General features: G+C 73.4%; 13 protein-coding genes and 1 pseudogene. 7 read left to right on the top strand and 7 right to left on the bottom strand.

Annotated features, from left to right (window positions below; genetic code table 11):
- The first annotated feature begins 99 nt into the window (after nucleotides 1–99).
- From trpC to lgt, 6 genes are all read left to right on the top strand, one after another.
- Nucleotides 100–909, top strand: coding sequence for an indole-3-glycerol phosphate synthase TrpC (gene trpC, locus ACIOMQ_RS20060; RefSeq protein ID WP_362208510.1), 810 nt, complete (start codon nucleotides 100–102; stop codon nucleotides 907–909).
- 8 nt (nucleotides 910–917) lie between these two features.
- Nucleotides 918–1,184: a tryptophan biosynthesis modulator TrpM gene (trpM, locus tag ACIOMQ_RS20055; protein ID WP_362208513.1), complete on the top strand. Its 267-nt coding sequence runs from the start codon at nucleotides 918–920 to the stop codon at nucleotides 1,182–1,184.
- A gap of 129 nt (nucleotides 1,185–1,313) precedes the next feature.
- On the top strand, nucleotides 1,314–2,594 hold the full coding sequence (trpB, locus tag ACIOMQ_RS20050) for a tryptophan synthase subunit beta (RefSeq protein WP_362208516.1): 1,281 nt from the start codon (nucleotides 1,314–1,316) through the stop codon (nucleotides 2,592–2,594).
- Nucleotides 2,591–3,403, top strand: a complete 813-nt coding sequence (gene trpA, locus ACIOMQ_RS20045; protein ID WP_362208519.1) for a tryptophan synthase subunit alpha — start codon at nucleotides 2,591–2,593, stop codon at nucleotides 3,401–3,403. The genes trpB and trpA overlap by 4 nt, the downstream gene beginning before the upstream one ends.
- Before the next feature lie 74 nt (nucleotides 3,404–3,477).
- On the top strand, nucleotides 3,478–4,305 hold the full coding sequence (locus ACIOMQ_RS20040) for a DsbA family protein (RefSeq protein WP_401986813.1): 828 nt from the start codon (nucleotides 3,478–3,480) through the stop codon (nucleotides 4,303–4,305).
- Between the two features lie 110 nt (nucleotides 4,306–4,415).
- Nucleotides 4,416–5,438 carry a prolipoprotein diacylglyceryl transferase gene (gene lgt, locus ACIOMQ_RS20035; RefSeq protein ID WP_401756694.1) on the top strand — a complete coding sequence of 341 codons (1,023 nt, stop codon included), beginning with the start codon at nucleotides 4,416–4,418 and terminating at the stop codon, nucleotides 5,436–5,438.
- A 99-nt stretch (nucleotides 5,439–5,537) separates the two neighbouring features.
- On the opposite strand, the gene ACIOMQ_RS20030 is transcribed toward lgt, so the two are convergent.
- The 7 genes and pseudogenes from ACIOMQ_RS20030 to ACIOMQ_RS20000 form a co-directional block, all read right to left on the bottom strand.
- Nucleotides 5,538–6,350 carry a CoA ester lyase gene (locus tag ACIOMQ_RS20030; protein ID WP_362206664.1) on the bottom strand — a complete coding sequence of 271 codons (813 nt, stop codon included), beginning with the start codon at nucleotides 6,348–6,350 and terminating at the stop codon, nucleotides 5,538–5,540.
- Nucleotides 6,347–7,546 carry a CoA transferase gene (locus ACIOMQ_RS20025; RefSeq protein ID WP_362206665.1) on the bottom strand — a complete coding sequence of 400 codons (1,200 nt, stop codon included), beginning with the start codon at nucleotides 7,544–7,546 and terminating at the stop codon, nucleotides 6,347–6,349. Before ACIOMQ_RS20025 ends, ACIOMQ_RS20030 begins: the two co-directional genes overlap by 4 nt.
- A complete protein-coding gene (gene rbsK, locus ACIOMQ_RS20020) occupies nucleotides 7,543–8,427 on the bottom strand; it encodes a ribokinase (protein WP_362206666.1) in 885 nt (294 codons plus the stop codon). Before rbsK ends, ACIOMQ_RS20025 begins: the two co-directional genes overlap by 4 nt.
- A complete protein-coding gene (locus tag ACIOMQ_RS20015) occupies nucleotides 8,424–9,797 on the bottom strand; it encodes an ADP-ribosylglycohydrolase family protein (RefSeq protein WP_402189698.1) in 1,374 nt (457 codons plus the stop codon). The genes rbsK and ACIOMQ_RS20015 overlap by 4 nt, the downstream gene beginning before the upstream one ends.
- A complete protein-coding gene (locus ACIOMQ_RS20010) occupies nucleotides 9,794–10,981 on the bottom strand; it encodes an ADP-ribosylglycohydrolase family protein (protein ID WP_402189695.1) in 1,188 nt (395 codons plus the stop codon). The genes ACIOMQ_RS20015 and ACIOMQ_RS20010 overlap by 4 nt, the downstream gene beginning before the upstream one ends.
- On the bottom strand, nucleotides 10,923–12,101 hold the full coding sequence (locus tag ACIOMQ_RS20005; protein WP_362206747.1) for an ADP-ribosylglycohydrolase family protein: 1,179 nt from the start codon (nucleotides 12,099–12,101) through the stop codon (nucleotides 10,923–10,925). The genes ACIOMQ_RS20010 and ACIOMQ_RS20005 overlap by 59 nt, the downstream gene beginning before the upstream one ends.
- 314 nt (nucleotides 12,102–12,415) lie before the next feature.
- Nucleotides 12,416–13,511: pseudogene (locus tag ACIOMQ_RS20000) on the bottom strand (ADP-ribosylglycohydrolase family protein); the annotation flags it as partial.
- A 300-nt stretch (nucleotides 13,512–13,811) separates the two neighbouring features.
- Between ACIOMQ_RS20000 and ACIOMQ_RS19995 the strand changes: the two are divergent.
- Nucleotides 13,812–14,546: a VIT1/CCC1 transporter family protein gene (locus ACIOMQ_RS19995; protein WP_362206669.1), complete on the top strand. Its 735-nt coding sequence runs from the start codon at nucleotides 13,812–13,814 to the stop codon at nucleotides 14,544–14,546.
- Nucleotides 14,547–14,796: the final 250 nt, after the last annotated feature.

Raw genomic sequence — 14,796 nt, 5'->3', positions numbered from 1 at the left:
ACATTCGCCCACTGGATTCGGGCCCTTTGGCCTCCTGCGGATAGCATTGACATGGCTGATCCTGTTCCCTCATCACCGTCCCGGAAGGGGGCCGCTCGCGTGAGTGTGCTCGACGAGATCATCGACGGCGTACGCGCCGACCTCGCAGAGCGGCAGGCGCGTGTCAGCCTCGACGAGCTGAAGGAACGCGCGGCGCGCGCTCCGGCGGCCAAGGACGGAGTCGCCGCCCTGCGCGGCGAGGGCGTGACCGTCATCTGCGAGGTCAAGCGCTCAAGCCCCTCCAAGGGGGCCCTTGCCGCGATCGCCGACCCGGCCGCGCTCGCCGCGGACTACGAGGCCGGCGGCGCGTCCGTCATCTCGGTCCTCACGGAGGAGCGCCGTTTCGGCGGCTCGCTCGCCGACCTGGACGCCGTCCGTGCCAAGGTCGACATCCCGGTCCTGCGCAAGGACTTCATCGTCACCTCGTACCAGCTCTGGGAGGCCCGCGCCCACGGCGCCGACCTCGCCCTGCTGATCGTCGCGGCCCTCGACCAGGAGGCCCTGGTCTCCCTGATCGAGCGCGCCGAGTCCATCGGTCTGACGCCGCTGGTCGAGGCGCACGACGAGGAGGAGGCGGAGCGCGCCGTGGACGCCGGAGCGAAGATCATCGGTGTCAACGCGCGCAATCTGAAGGACCTCAAGGTCGACCGCTCCACCTTCGAGCGCGTCGCTCCCGAGATCCCGAACCACATCGTCAAGGTCGCCGAGTCCGGCGTCCGCGGTCCGCACGACCTGATTGCGTACGCCAACGCGGGCGCCGACGCGGTGCTCGTGGGCGAATCGCTGGTCACCGGCCGCGACCCGCGCGCGGCCGTCGCCGACCTGGTCGCCGCGGGCGCCCACCCGGCGCTCCGCCACGGTCGGAGCTGAGCGCGACCGTGTCCGCCGACCGTCCCGCGTCCCGTCTCCGGCCGGGCCTGCGCCCCGCCGGTACGACGGCCCGGGACGGGCACGTGCCGTCGGCACGCGGGCGGCGCCCGCTCGTCTCCCACCACCCCCAGGCGAGGCGGTGCGCGCCGCCCTTCTGGCATCGCGGCTGCCGCGCCCCGGCCAGGCGCGTGCACGGCCGACGGGTGCGCTACGTGATCGGCGACGAGCCCGGCCAGGTCAACGGCATGCGATGGCGCACGGGGTCCGCGCTGTAGCGAGCCCCGGCCGACGTACCCGCACCACTGCTTTCGTACGTACGACCGCACCGCCCGACCGGTCGGGCGGCGCTCCGCTCGCGGCGCATACGGTGAACCCACCCATTGCAATGTCGAGGAGCACGTCGGATGTCATCTGACTTCTTCATCCCGGACCCGGAGGGTCTGATCCCCAGCGCCGAGGGGTACTTCGGTGCCTTCGGCGGCAAGTTCATCCCGGAGGCGCTCGTCGCCGCCGTGGACGAGGTCGCCGTCGAGTACGACAAGGCGAAGGCCGACCCCGCCTTCGCCGCCGAGCTCAACGAGCTCATGGTCAACTACACCGGCCGCCCCAGCGCGCTGACCGAGGTCCCGCGCTTCGCCGAGCACGCGGGCGGCGCCCGGATCTTCCTCAAGCGCGAGGACCTGAACCACACCGGCTCGCACAAGATCAACAATGTGCTGGGCCAGGCGCTGCTCACGAAGCGCATGGGCAAGACACGGGTCATCGCCGAGACCGGCGCCGGCCAGCACGGCGTCGCCACCGCGACCGCCTGCGCGCTCTTCGGCCTCGAATGCACCATCTACATGGGTGAGATCGACACCGAGCGGCAGGCGCTGAACGTGGCGCGGATGCGGATGCTCGGCGCCGAGGTCATTGCCGTGAAGTCCGGCTCCAGGACCCTGAAGGACGCCATCAACGAGGCGTTCCGCGACTGGGTCGCCAACGTGGACCGCACGCACTACCTCTTCGGCACCGTCGCGGGGCCGCACCCCTTCCCCGCCATGGTCCGCGACTTCCACCGCGTCATCGGCGTCGAGGCCCGCCGCCAGATCCTGGAGCGGACCGGACGGCTGCCGGACGCCGCGATCGCCTGCGTCGGCGGCGGCTCCAACGCCATCGGGCTCTTCCACGCCTTCATCCCGGACGCCCACGTCCGGCTGATCGGCTGCGAGCCCGCCGGACACGGGGTGGAGACCGGCGAACACGCGGCGACCCTGACCGCGGGCGAGCCCGGCATCCTGCACGGCTCGCGCAGCTATGTCCTCCAGGACAACGAGGGCCAGATCACCGAGCCGTACTCCATCTCGGCCGGGCTCGACTACCCGGGCATCGGCCCGGAGCACGCGTACCTCAAGGACATCGGCCGCGGCGAGTACCGCGCGGTCACCGACGACGCCGCCATGCAGTCGCTGCGCCTCCTCTCCCGCACCGAGGGGATCATTCCGGCCATCGAGAGCGCCCACGCGCTGGCCGGAGCCCTGGAGGTCGGCCGGGAGCTCGGCAAGGACGGACTGCTCGTGGTCAATCTGTCCGGCCGCGGCGACAAGGACATGGACACGGCGGCCCGCTACTTCGGGCTGTACGGCGGGGCCGACGGGATCGTCGAGGCCGACGCGGCCGACGGGGAAGAGGAGATCACCACATGAGCGGCAACGTCGAATTGCTGAGTTCCTCCCTCGCCCGGGCGAAGGAGGAGAACCGGGCCGCGCTCATCGCGTACCTCCCGGCCGGCTTCCCGACCGTCGACGGCGCGATCGCCGCCGTGAAGGCGGTCGTGGCGGGCGGCGCGGACATCGTCGAGGTCGGACTGCCGCACAGCGACCCGGTGCTCGACGGTCCGGTCATCCAGACCGCCGACGACATCGCCCTGCGCGGCGGTGTGAAGATCGCCGACGTGATGCGCACGGTCCGTGAGGCGTACGAGGCGACCGGGGTCCCGATCCTCGTCATGACGTACTGGAACCCGATCGACCGGTACGGCGTCGAGCGCTTCACGGCCGAGCTCGCCGAGGCCGGCGGCGCCGGGTGCATCCTGCCGGACCTGCCGGTCCAGGAGTCCGAGCTGTGGCGCGAGCACGCGGGCAAGCACGGTCTCGCGACCGTCTTCGTCGTCGCGCCGAGCAGCAAGGACGAGCGCCTCGCCACCATCACCGCGGCCGGCTCCGGCTTCGTCTACGCGGCCTCACTGATGGGTGTCACCGGCACCCGTGAGTCCGTCGGCGAGCAGGCCCAGGACCTGGTCCGGCGCACCCGCGCCACCACGTCCCTCCCGGTCTGCGTCGGCCTCGGGGTCTCCAACGCCCGGCAGGCCGCCGAGGTCGCGGGCTTCGCCGACGGAGTGATCGTCGGCTCCGCCTTCGTCAAGGGCATGCTCGACGCCCCCGACGAGGAGGCGGGCCTGGCGGCGGTCCGCTCCCTGGCGGGCGAACTCGCCGAAGGCGTTCGAAAGCGCTGAATCGGGCGTCACCCGAACGGGTGGACCTGGTCCGGGGAGGCACGCACGTGCCTCCCCGGGTCGTTGCTGCGGGTGTGAGCGAGAAGAACGAACAGGGAAAAAGGGCCGCGCGAGACCGGCTCGTCCAGCAGCGTGAGCGCGACAAGGCGCACGAGCGCCGCAGGCGCACGCTGATCGTCAGCAGCGCCGTGGTGGGTGTGCTGGCACTGGCCGCCGTCGTCGGCGTGATCGCCGCGAACACGGGCGGCAAGGGCGACAAGAGCAAGACGGCCGGTCCCGTCGTCGCACCGTCCGGCGCGACCGGCAAGGACAGCCTGGCCATCCGGGTGGGCGCGGACAACGCCCCGTCGACGCTCACCATCTGGGAGGACTTCCGCTGCCCGGTCTGCGCCCAGTTCGAGAACGTGTTCAGGGACACGGTCCACCAGCTGGAGAACAGCGGACAGATCAAGGTCGAGTACCACCTCGCCACGATCATCGACGGCAATCTCGGCGGCAGCGGTTCGCTGCGGGCGGCCAACGCGGCGGCCTGCGCACAGGGCGCCGGCAAATTCCCCGCCTACCACGACATCCTCTACAGCAACCAGCCGCCGGAGTCCGACGACGCCTTCGCCGACAACGCCAAGCTGGTCGAGCTCGCCGGAAAGGTCCCGGGGCTCGACACCCCCGCCTTCCGCAGCTGTGTGGACGACGGCAAGCACGACAGCTGGGTGAAGAAGTCCAACACGGCGTTCCAGAAAGGCGGATTCCAGGGCACGCCGACCGCGCTGCTCAACGGGGAGCCGATCTTCCCGAAGAAGGGGACCGAACCCATCACCGCGGCGAACCTGAAGAAGTGGGTCGCCGAGGCCAACAAGGGCAAGAAGCCCGGCGCGGTCACCCCGGCGCCGTCGGGCTCCTGACCGGGGTCCGGCAGGGGAAACGCCGGAGGAACCGATGACCTGCCCGTTACCCAGACGTTGCCGGGTGGGTTGCCGAACGCCCCACCCGGCAGGGTAGCGTCGACCTTGCCATGGACCTTGCCTACATTCCCAGTCCGTCGACCGGCGTGATCAATCTCGGCCCGATCCCGCTCCGCGGCTACGCGTTCTGCATCATCATCGGTGTCTTCGTCGCCGTCTGGTTCGGCAACAAGCGCTGGATCGCCCGGGGCGGCAGAGCCGGCACCGTTGCCGACATCGCCGTCTGGGCCGTGCCCTTCGGCCTCGTCGGCGGCCGGCTCTACCACGTGATCACCGACTACCAGCTGTACTTCAGCGACGGTGAGAACTGGGTCGACGCCTTCAAGATCTGGCAGGGCGGCCTCGGCATCTGGGGCGCGATCGCCCTCGGCGCCGTCGGTGCCTGGATCGGCTGCCGCCGCCGCGGCATCCCGCTGCCGGCCTGGGCCGACGCGCTCGCTCCCGGCATCGCCCTCGCCCAGGCCTGCGGCCGCTGGGGCAACTGGTTCAACCAGGAGCTGTACGGCAGGCCGACCGATGTGCCGTGGGCGCTGAAGATCAGCGAGGGCCCCAACCGGGTCGCCGGTACGTACCACCCGACGTTTCTGTACGAGTCGCTGTGGTGCATCGGCGTCGCCCTGCTGGTGATCTGGGCGGACCGCCGCTTCAAGCTCGGACACGGCCGGGCGTTCGCGCTGTACGTCGCCTCGTACTGCGCCGGGCGGGCCTGGATCGAGTACATGCGGGTCGACGAGGCCCACCACATCCTGGGCCTGCGGCTCAATGTGTGGACCGCGTTGATCGTGTTCGTGCTGGCGGTGCTGTACATGGTGATCTCGGCGAAGGTGCGGCCGGGGCGCGAGGAGATCGTGGAGCCGGGCGCCGCCGAGGACGAGGCGGACGCCGAAGGCGCCGAGGACGCGAAGGACGGTGCCGCCGCGGCGGACACGACCGCGGACGCGACCGCCGATGCGGATGCGGTCGGCGGCGTCGAGCGGGCCGAGGACAGCGCCGCGGAGGTGCCGGAGAAGAAGGGCACCGTGGCGGCGGAGACGGCGAAGAGCGGCACCGCGGAGACGGCGAAGAACGGCTGAGCCGTATGCGCTTGTGCGTGGGGGCCCCGAACCGGACGGTTCGGGGCCCCCACGCTCTGTGTCGGCCCGCGGCCGCGTCCCCCGTCCGGCACCTCACCGTCACCCGGCCCTCCGTGCCAGCGCCAGCGTGCGGCGGGCCGAGGCCACTACCGCCGCGTCGACGAACCGGCCGTCCGGGAGGGCGAGCGCGCCCTCGTCCGCCGTGGCCGCCTCCAGGATCTCCGCCGCCGCCTCGACCTCCTGTGCCGTCGGGCAAAACGCCCGCTCGATGACCGGGAGCTGGCGGGGATGGATCGCGGACCGGCCCAGGAAACCCAGTGTCCGGCCGTGCGCGCAGGACCTGGCCAGGCCGTCCAGGTCCCGTACGTCCGTGAACACCGACTGGGTGGGGGGCGCGAGTCCGGCCGCGCGGGCGGCGACCACGACCCGGCTGCGCGACCAGTCGAGCCCGGCGTCCTCCCGCAGCCCCAGATCGGCCCGGAGGTCCGCCTCGCCCAGGGCGATGGAGCGCACCTGGGGATGGGAGGCGGCGACCGTGTACGCGTGCTCGATGCCGAGCGCCGATTCCAGCAGCGGACAGAGTGCGACCCCCGGTGCCACCGCCGCGATGTGATGGACGGACGCCGCGTGTGTGATCTTGGGCAGCCGGAGTTCGGCGAGGCCCGGCAGCCCGGCCAGGGCGAGGATGTCCGCCTCGGTGTGGACCCGGACGTGGATCGGCACGGCCGGGTCCGCGGCCGGTTCGGACAGGAGCTCGGCGGTGGCCGACCGCGCGTACTCCTTGCGGTCCGGTGGGACCGCGTCCTCCAGGTCGACGATCACCACGTCCGCGCCCGCGTCGCGTGCCTTGCGCACCACCTCCGGCCGGTCGCCGGGGACGTAGAGCAGGGTGAGCGGGACCGCCGCCGTCACAGGACGTTCTCCGCACGCAGCGCGGCGATCTCCGGGCCCGACAGCCCCAGCCCGGTGAGGATCTCCTCGGTGTCCGCGCCGTGCGGCCGGCCCGCCCAGCGGATCGCGCCCGGTGTCCCGGAGAGACGGAACAGGACGTTCTGCATCCTCAGCGGTCCCAGCTCCGGGTCGTCGATCTCGGCGATGGAGCCCAGGGCCCGGTACTGCGGGTCCTCCATCACGTCCTGGATGCCGTGGATCGGCGCGATGGCCGCCTCCGCCTTCTCGAAGGCGGCGACCGCCTCCTCGCGGGTGTGCCGGGCGACCCAGTTCCCGACCGCCCCGTCGAGTTCGTCGGCGTGCTCGGCGCGGGTGGTGCCGGAGCCGAACCAGGGTTCGTCGATCAGCTCGGGCCGGCCGACCAGGCGCATCACCCGCTCGGCGATCGACTGGGCGGAGGTGGAGACCGCGACCCAGTGCCCGTCGGAGGTGCGGTACGTGTTGCGCGGCGCGTTGTTGCGGGAGCGGTTGCCGGTGCGCGGTTGCACGTAGCCGAGCTGGTCGTACCAGACGGGCTGCGGCCCCAGCACGGTCAGGATCGGCTCGATGATCGCCATGTCGACGATCTGCCCCTCCCCGGTCCTGTCGCGTCCGGCGAGTGCGGCCATCACGGCGTATGCGGTGGCCAGCGCCGCGATCGAGTCGGCGAGGCCGAACGGCGGGAGCGTGGGCGGTCCGTCCGGTTCCCCGGTGATCGCGGCGAACCCGCTCATCGCCTCGGCCAGGGTGCCGAAGCCGGGGCGGTGCGCGTACGGGCCGAACTGGCCGAAGCCGGTGACCCTGGCCAGCACCAGCCGCGGATTGACCGCGTGCAGCTCATCCCAGCCCAGGCCCCAGCGCTCCAGCGTCCCGGGCCGGAAGTTCTCGATGATCACATCGGTCCCGGCGGCCAGCCGGAGCAGGATGTCGCGCCCGCCGGGGCTGGACAGGTCGAGGGTCAGATTGCGCTTGTTGCGGCCGAGCAGCTTCCACCACAGGCCGACACCGTCCTTCGCCGGGCCGTGCCCGCGCGACGGATCGGGCCTGCGCGGATGCTCGACCTTGATCACCTCCGCACCGAAGTCGCCGAGCATGGTGGCGGAGAGGGGGCCCGCGAAGAGCGTGGCGAGGTCGATGACCCGCAGTCCGGTCAGGGGTGCCTGCGCGGGCGCGTTCATGCGGCGTCGATCTCGCCGCGGTACGGCATGGAGGTCGAGGCGCCCGGCCTCTGCACGCAGAGCGCGGCGGCGGACGACGCCCAGGCCAGTGACTCGGGAACGGGCCGCCGCTCGCCGAGCGCCACGGCCAGCGTGCCGACGAAGGTGTCCCCGGCCCCGGTGGTGTCGACGGCGGTGACCTCGGGGGCGGGGAAGAGGACGGGTTCGCCGCCCCGGGCCGCGTACAGGCAGCCCTTCGGGCCGAGTGTGAGGACGACGGCCGGGACCTGGCTGAGCAGGATCTGCGCCGCCGCACGGGGATCCGAGGCGCCGGTGAGCGCGGCCGCCTCGTGCTCGTTGGGGATCAGCAGATCGACGCAGTCGAGGAGCTCGGAGGGCAGCGGCTGCGCGGGGGACGGGGTGAGGATGGTCCGTACGCCCTGGGCGTGGGCCACGCGCGCGCCCTCCGCCACGGCGGACAGCGGCAGCTCCAACTGGAGGAGCAGCAGATCGGCGCCGGCGATGGCGGCCATTTCGCCGGGGCCGAGCGCGGTGACGGTGCCATTGGCGCCGGGGATCACCACGATGGAGTTGGAGCCCGTGTCGTCCACGACGATGTGCGCGGTGCCGCTGGGGCCTTCGGCGGTGTGCAGCAGATCGGTGTCGACGCCCGCGTGCTCCAGGGTGGACCGCAGCACGGTGCCGTACGCGTCGTCGCCGACCGCGCCGATCATGGTCACCTCGCCGCCCGCACGCGCGGCGGCCACCGCCTGGTTGGCGCCCTTGCCGCCGGGCACGGTGCGGAACTCCCGCCCGGTGACGGTCTCTCCACGTTCCGGGGCCCGTGCGGCGTATGCGACAAGGTCCATATTGGTGCTGCCGAGCACCGCGATGCCGGTCATGGGCGGAGTGCCTCCTCGTGGGTGAGCCGGTGGGTCTGTTCGGCGAGTGCGTCGAAGCCGATGGAGTCGAAGCCGGGCACGGACGTGGCCAGGCGGTTCTTCAGCGGGGCGGTCCAGCGGTCGGGCAGCGCGCCGGGGCTGCCGGCCAGCAGGCCGGCGAGTGAACCGGCGGTCGCGCCGTTGGAGTCGGTGTCCCAGCCACCCGACACCGCACGGCAGACGGAGTCGGAGAAGTCGCCGTCGGCGTGGGTCAGGGCGGCGGCGAGCAGTGCGGCATTGGGCAGCACATGGACCCAGTGGTGGCCGCCGTACTCGGCGTGCAGCCGGTCGGCCACGGCGTCGAAATCGCCGTTTCCGCGGGCCGCCGCGACACCGAAACGCACCGCGCGCGCGAACCGGGAACGCGGCGGTACGACGCGCAGCCCGGCCGCCAGGCAGCCGTGCACACCCATCTCGCCGCCGGCCGCCTCGGCGAGCGCCGCGGCGGTGAACATCGCCCCGTACACCCCGTTGGCGGTATGGGTGAGGACGGCGTCCCGATGCGCCTGCTCCGCCGCGGCCGACGGGTCACCGGGATGCGTCCAGCCATGCACGTCGGCCCGGATCTGCGCACCGATCCACTCCCGGAACGGGTTGCGGTACCTGGCGGTGTGCGGGGGCTCGATGCCGTCGAGCAGATTGCGGTACGCGATCCGCTCGGCGGTGAACGTCCGGCCGGCCGGAAGCTCGTCGAGCCAGAGCCGGGCGAGGTCTGCGGTGGTGAAGGACGGGCCGTGCCGCTGGAGCAACAGCAGTGTGAGCAGAGGGTGGTTGAGGTCGTCGTCCTCCGGCATCCCGTCGATGTTCTCGGCCAGGGAGGTGGACGCGGAGCGGCGGTTCCAGGGGTAGGTGGCGGCCAGTTCGGCGGGCAGCCCCTTGGCGGTGAACCAGGTGGTGAGAGGCCAGTTCCCGGTGGCGCGGGCCAGTGCGCGGATGCCGGCCAGCGGAAGTTTCTCGACGGGCTTGCCGAGCAGGCAGCCGGCGGCCCGGCCCAGCCAGGCGGCGTGCAGCCGGTCGTGGCTCACCGCGGGCGGGTCCGTGCGGGGGGCGGGCCAGTCGGGGCAGGCGGCCCGGATCGCGGCCAGGTCCGTCGGCTCGTCGCCGTCCAACGGCGAGTCCAGCAGGGCGAGTTCGTCCAGCAGCCGTTCGGCGAGGGCGCGCAGCTCGGGTGCCGGAGCGGTCGACGCGCCCGCGCGCTCCGGTGCGGGGGCGCCGCCCGCCTCGTACCACCGGCGCGCGATCGCCCGCGCGTCCCGGCCGTCCTCGGCCGCCTGGCGCAGCTCGTGCCCGACCAGGTCCTCGGGCTGCACCCAGGTCACCCGTACCGTCATGGCGTGCCCGCCAGTGCGGTGAACGCCGACTCGTGCGCGCGGCGCCGGGCCGTGTCCCGTGCGAACACCTCGCGGGCGACGTCCGCCAGCGTCCGCGCGGGGGCGTGCAGATCGAGCCGGCTTGCCTCGCCGACTGTTTTCACCCAGGTGGCGGGGATCGGCCGCTCGCCGTGGAGCGCGCCCGCGATCGCGCCGCTCATGGTGGCGATCGAGTCGCAGTCCCGGCCGTAGTTGACCGAGCCGAGGACCGTGTGCCGGTAGTCGCCGTCCGCGACGAGCAGCATGCCGAGCGCGATCGGGAGTTCCTCGATGGCGTGCAGCCGGGACGGCCGGCGGGCGCCGAGCGAGGGGGAGCGGTAGTCGGGGCCGACGGTGTCGAAGGGGGCGACGGCGGTACGCAGCGGGGTCAGCGCCGACTCGAAGTCGCCGTACCGGGCGGCCACTTCGCACACCGCCTCGATCGCGGACCGGGTGCCGTCCTTGGCGAGCGACAGACAGGTGTCGACGACGGTGGCGGGCGTCGCGTCCGGGGCGCAGGCGGCGGCGACGGCCGCGGCGAAGACTCCGGCCGCCTCCCTGCCGTACGAGGACTGGTGGGCGCCGGCGACGTCCAGCGCCTCCGCGTAGGCGGCGTGCGGGTGGGCGGCGTTGACCAGGCCGACGGGTGCCATGTACATCGCCGCCCCGCAGTTGACGATGTTCCCGGAACCCGCCTCGCGCGGATCGACGTGGCCGTAGTGCAGCCGCGCGACGATCCACTTCTCGGCGAGGAAGATCCGCTGGAGCGGCAGCGCGTCCGCCTCCAGCTCCGGGATCCAGCGGGGGGTCGAGATCAGCTCGGGCACCAGGTGTCCGGCGACCGCGTACGCGTCGAGATGGTCGCGCACCGCCCCGTACACGCGTACCAGCGCATGGGTCATCAAGGTGTCGTCGGTGACGTGTCCGTCGCCCTTGTGGTAAGGGGCGAGGGGGCGGGCGGTGCGCCAGTCGTCGCCGTCCCACGGGCCGACGATGCCGCTGATCCGCCCGCCGTGGCGGGCCGTGATCTGCTCGGGGGACCGGCCCTCGACCGGACCGCCGAGCGCGTCGCCGACCGCCGCGCCGACGAGTGCTCCGGTGATCCGTTCATCGAGCGCGAGTGCCGTGGTCCTCGCCTCGGAGCGCAGGGGCGCTGTGAATGTCATGTCCGAATTGTCCACCCGGGGGCTTCGGTTCCGTGTCTGCCAGCAGCCCGGCGAGTTCGATGAGATCGGTCCCCGCGAGACGGGGGAGCGCGCACCCGGCCAGGGTGCGGCAGGCCTCGCGCCAGCCGTTCGGGACGGCGCCTCCGCCGCCGAGCGCACCGGTCAGCGCACCGGCCAGGGCGGGCGCCGAGTCGGCCACCCGGGACAGGCACGCCGCCGCGGGAACGGCCTGGGCGATCTGCCCGCGCGCCGCCGTAGCCAGCGCGAGGGCGACCGGGACGGTCTCGGCGGCGGCGATCCCGTAGCTGTAGACGTGGTCGACGATCTGATGCTCCAGCACCGGGACGAGGGCGAACGCACCCGCCGCCTCACCGACGAAGTCGCGGGCGATCCGGACGGCGTGGGCGGCGTTGCGGGCGATCTCCGTGCCGTCGGGGAGCTGGGCGAGCGCGGCGTTCACCGCGGTGTCCACGTCCGCGCCGCCCAGCGCCTCGGCGATCGCGGCCGCCATCGCCCGTGCGCCGTGCACACCGTCACCGTCCTGGGTGTAGCGGGCGTCGAACTCCGCGAGGTCGGCGGCCGCGGCGGGGTCGGCGGGGTGGGCGACGGCGAGCACGGCGGCCCGTACGCAGGCCGCGTCGTCGAAGTAGTGCGGGTTGTCGTGCCCGGTGGCGGGCGGGCGCAGCCCGGCGGCCAGGTTGCCGAGCCCGGCCCGCACCGAGATCCGGGCACGCAGGGGGAGCACCGCGGACTCGACCTCGGGGGCGCGGGCGGAGGCCGCGGCGACCTCGGCCGCCAGCGCGTTCCAGGCGGCGTCGATGGCGGCCCGCATGCGGCGTTCGGGGGACATCCCGTGCAGCGGACCGGCCGCCGAGGCGAGCACCGTCCCGGCGGCGAACGCCGCCCATTCGGCGTCGTCGGAGGGCCCGAGCCGCAGGGGTTCGGGCGGCTGGTTGAGCGCGATCGGAACGGGCAGCGTGGTCGTGGCGTTCTGCTCGGCGAAGGTGTCGAGCTCCCGGGTGAGGCGCCGGGTCCACTCGGGCATCCGGGTGGCCCGGTGCCGCGCGGCCGGCCACCCGGCGGCGTCCCCGGAGGCGAGCCCGAGCAACAGCCCCTCGATCCGGGCCCGATGCCCCGGCGCGGGACGGGTGCGGAGCCGGGCGGCGGCGCGGGGGGCGGGGTCCGGCCCCGCGCCGGTCCGGTCCGGTCCCGCGTCCGCACGCACCTGGGGCCGGGACCGGTCCTCGTCGTCGACCGCGGGCGGGGCACCGGAGGGTGGGTACTCGGCGCCGTGCGCCGGGGCGCCCTGCGGCGTACGGGCTTGGCCCGTCGCACCCGGCCCCGGTCCCGCGCCTGGTCCCGCACCTGGTCCCGGCCCTGGTCCCGGCCCTGGTCCCGGCCCTGGTCCCGGCCCTGGTCCCGCACCCGGTCCCGCGCATGCCTCGTCCGCCTCGTCCGGCGTGAGCAATTCCGCGATGTCCAGGACGTGGTAGCCCCGCATCGACGGCAGGCAGCTGCCCCGGACCGGGCCGATCGCCTCCCCCCAGGTGCGCGGGATCGCGGACGCCCCGTGCAGGGCGCCGGCCAGGGCCCCCGCCACCGCGGCCGTGGTGTCCGCGTCGCGGCCCATGTTGACCGCGGTCAGCACCGCCGTACGGAAGTCGCCGCGTGCCGCCGCGAACGCGCCGAACGCCAGGCCGACCGCCTCCGGCGCCAGATCCGTCCACGGGTAGCCGCCGACGACCACCGCGGAACGCACCGCGCGCTCCATGGTCAGCCGGTCGGGGTACGTGCGCTGCGCGGCCGCCACCGCGCGCCGCAGTGAGCGCGCCGTCCAGGAGTCCATGGGAACGACGGACAGCGCGGCGGCGATCACCGACGCGACCCCGGACCCCGCCATCGCGGCGGCCACCCCGGCCGCCACCGCCTGACCGCCGTAGATGCCCTCCCCGTCATGGCTGACCCGCCCGTCCACCGCGACCAGGCGCGCCGCCTCGTACGGCCGGCCCGCCGCGAAGACGCCGAACGGTGCCGCCCGCATCGCCAGGCCGTCGCTCCAGGCGTGCCGGTGCTGGGCGGAGATCGGGGCGGCGAGGCCCCGGCGCAGATTCTCCAGCGTGCCCCGCTCGCTGAACCCGGCACCGCGGAACGGCCCCTCGTCCAGATCGGCGATCCACAGATGCCAGGCCCGCTCCACCTGGGTGACGGTGAGCGCCGAACCGTGCCGGGCGAGCAGCAGCCCGGAGAAGATCGCGTACTCCGTGTCGTCCGTGCCCGCCGGGTCGTCGCTCACGAAGCCTTCGATCCGGCCCCAGCGGCGACGGATCTCGGACGGCCGCAGGTTCTCCGCCGGTGCGCCCAGCGCGTCACCGACTGCGAGACCGAGCAGGGACCCCCTGGCCCGGTCGCCCAGGTCCCCCCGGGGCGCCTCGCTCCGGTCCGCGCCGCCGCCCGCCGCCGGTGCGCCGTCTCGAACCGCTGCCGTACCGCCGGTCCGCGGCTCTGCCTGATTTCCTGCGATCAACTCCATCGCGTCGACCCTTCGCTCGCGCCGAGCCAGTTCTCCTGCCTCCTCGATCTGTCCCACGCGGAGCTACGACAGAGGCCGATCATCACAACAAAAGGGCCAGTCGGATGACGGCCCGGACGACGGCCCGGACGACGGCCCGGACGACGGTCCGGATGCGCCGGGTAAGGCCGTACTCACCTGGTCGCAGGGGCGGGTAAGTACGGCCTGCCTTGCTGGCGGGGGCCCTTTTTCGTGCGTACTTTCGATGGTGTTGAGCGGGGGCGGAGCGCGTGGAACCCGCTGCCGGAGAAGGGGAGAGCTGTGTCCATCATCGAGACCGACGCCGTACTGCACGAGGCGCACCGCGACAACCACACCCACCGCGATGTGAACGGCGGCTGGCTGCGCCCGGCGGTGTTCGGTGCCATGGACGGGCTGGTCTCCAACCTCGCGCTGATGACCGGCGTCGCGGGTGGTTCCGTCTCCCAGCAGACGATCGTGATCACCGGCCTGGCGGGCCTGGCCGCCGGTGCGTTCTCCATGGCGGCCGGCGAATACACCTCGGTCGCCTCGCAGCGCGAGCTCGTCGAAGCCGAACTCGACGTCGAGCGGCGCGAGTTGCGCAAGCACCCCAAGGACGAGGAGCGGGAGCTCGCCGCGCTCTACGAGTCCCGCGGGGTCGAGCCCGGCCTCGCCCGCGAGGTCGCACGGCAGCTGTCGCGCGACCCGGAGCAGGCTCTGGAGATCCACGCCCGCGAGGAGCTCGGGATCGACCCGGGCGACCTGCCCTCGCCGCTCGTCGCCGCCGTGTCGTCGTTCGGCGCGTTCGCGCTGGGGGCCCTGCTGCCCGTACTCCCGTATCTGCTCGGTGCGAGTGCGCTGTGGCCGGCCGTGCTGCTCGCGCTGGTCGGGCTGTTCGCCTGCGGTGCCGTGGTGGCCAGGGTGACGGCGCGCAGCTGGCTGTACAGCGGGCTGCGGCAGCTGCTGCTGGGCGGGGCCGCCGCGGCGATCACCTACGGGCTGGGCACGCTGTTCGGTGTGGCGGTCGGAAACTGAGGGCTGCCCCGGACGGCCCTGGGCGGGCCGGGCGGAGCACCGCTTCCCCGGCCTGTCCGCCAGTCGTGTGATGTACGTCCCGGCGACCGCCTCTGGGCGGAACGGCATCCCCGCACGTAAAATGAGTCTCTATACAGAGCTGCACATAAGTAGCCATAACCCGGCGGTTTCATTTCCTCTGCCGCCGGGCATGAGGCGTAGACACCGCGGGCAACGACGCCTGCTCTCTGCGGTCCCCCCGGGCGCCCAT

This window comes from Streptomyces sp. NPDC087845 (assembly GCF_044742755.1).
GTDB lineage: Bacteria > Actinomycetota > Actinomycetes > Streptomycetales > Streptomycetaceae > Streptomyces.
This window is presented reverse-complemented; position numbering and strand designations above follow the sequence as displayed.

Coding starts and splice junctions, on each gene's coding strand:
- ACIOMQ_RS20025 (WP_362206665.1), bottom strand. CDS start 7,546: ATGAACGCGCCCGCGCAGGCACCCCTGACCGGACTGCGGGTCATCGAC.
- trpB (WP_362208516.1), top strand. CDS start 1,314: ATGTCATCTGACTTCTTCATCCCGGACCCGGAGGGTCTGATCCCCAGC.
- ACIOMQ_RS20010 (WP_402189695.1), bottom strand. CDS start 10,981: ATGACATTCACAGCGCCCCTGCGCTCCGAGGCGAGGACCACGGCACTC.
- ACIOMQ_RS20015 (WP_402189698.1), bottom strand. CDS start 9,797: ATGACGGTACGGGTGACCTGGGTGCAGCCCGAGGACCTGGTCGGGCAC.
- lgt (WP_401756694.1), top strand. CDS start 4,416: ATGGACCTTGCCTACATTCCCAGTCCGTCGACCGGCGTGATCAATCTC.
- trpA (WP_362208519.1), top strand. CDS start 2,591: ATGAGCGGCAACGTCGAATTGCTGAGTTCCTCCCTCGCCCGGGCGAAG.
- rbsK (WP_362206666.1), bottom strand. CDS start 8,427: ATGACCGGCATCGCGGTGCTCGGCAGCACCAATATGGACCTTGTCGCA.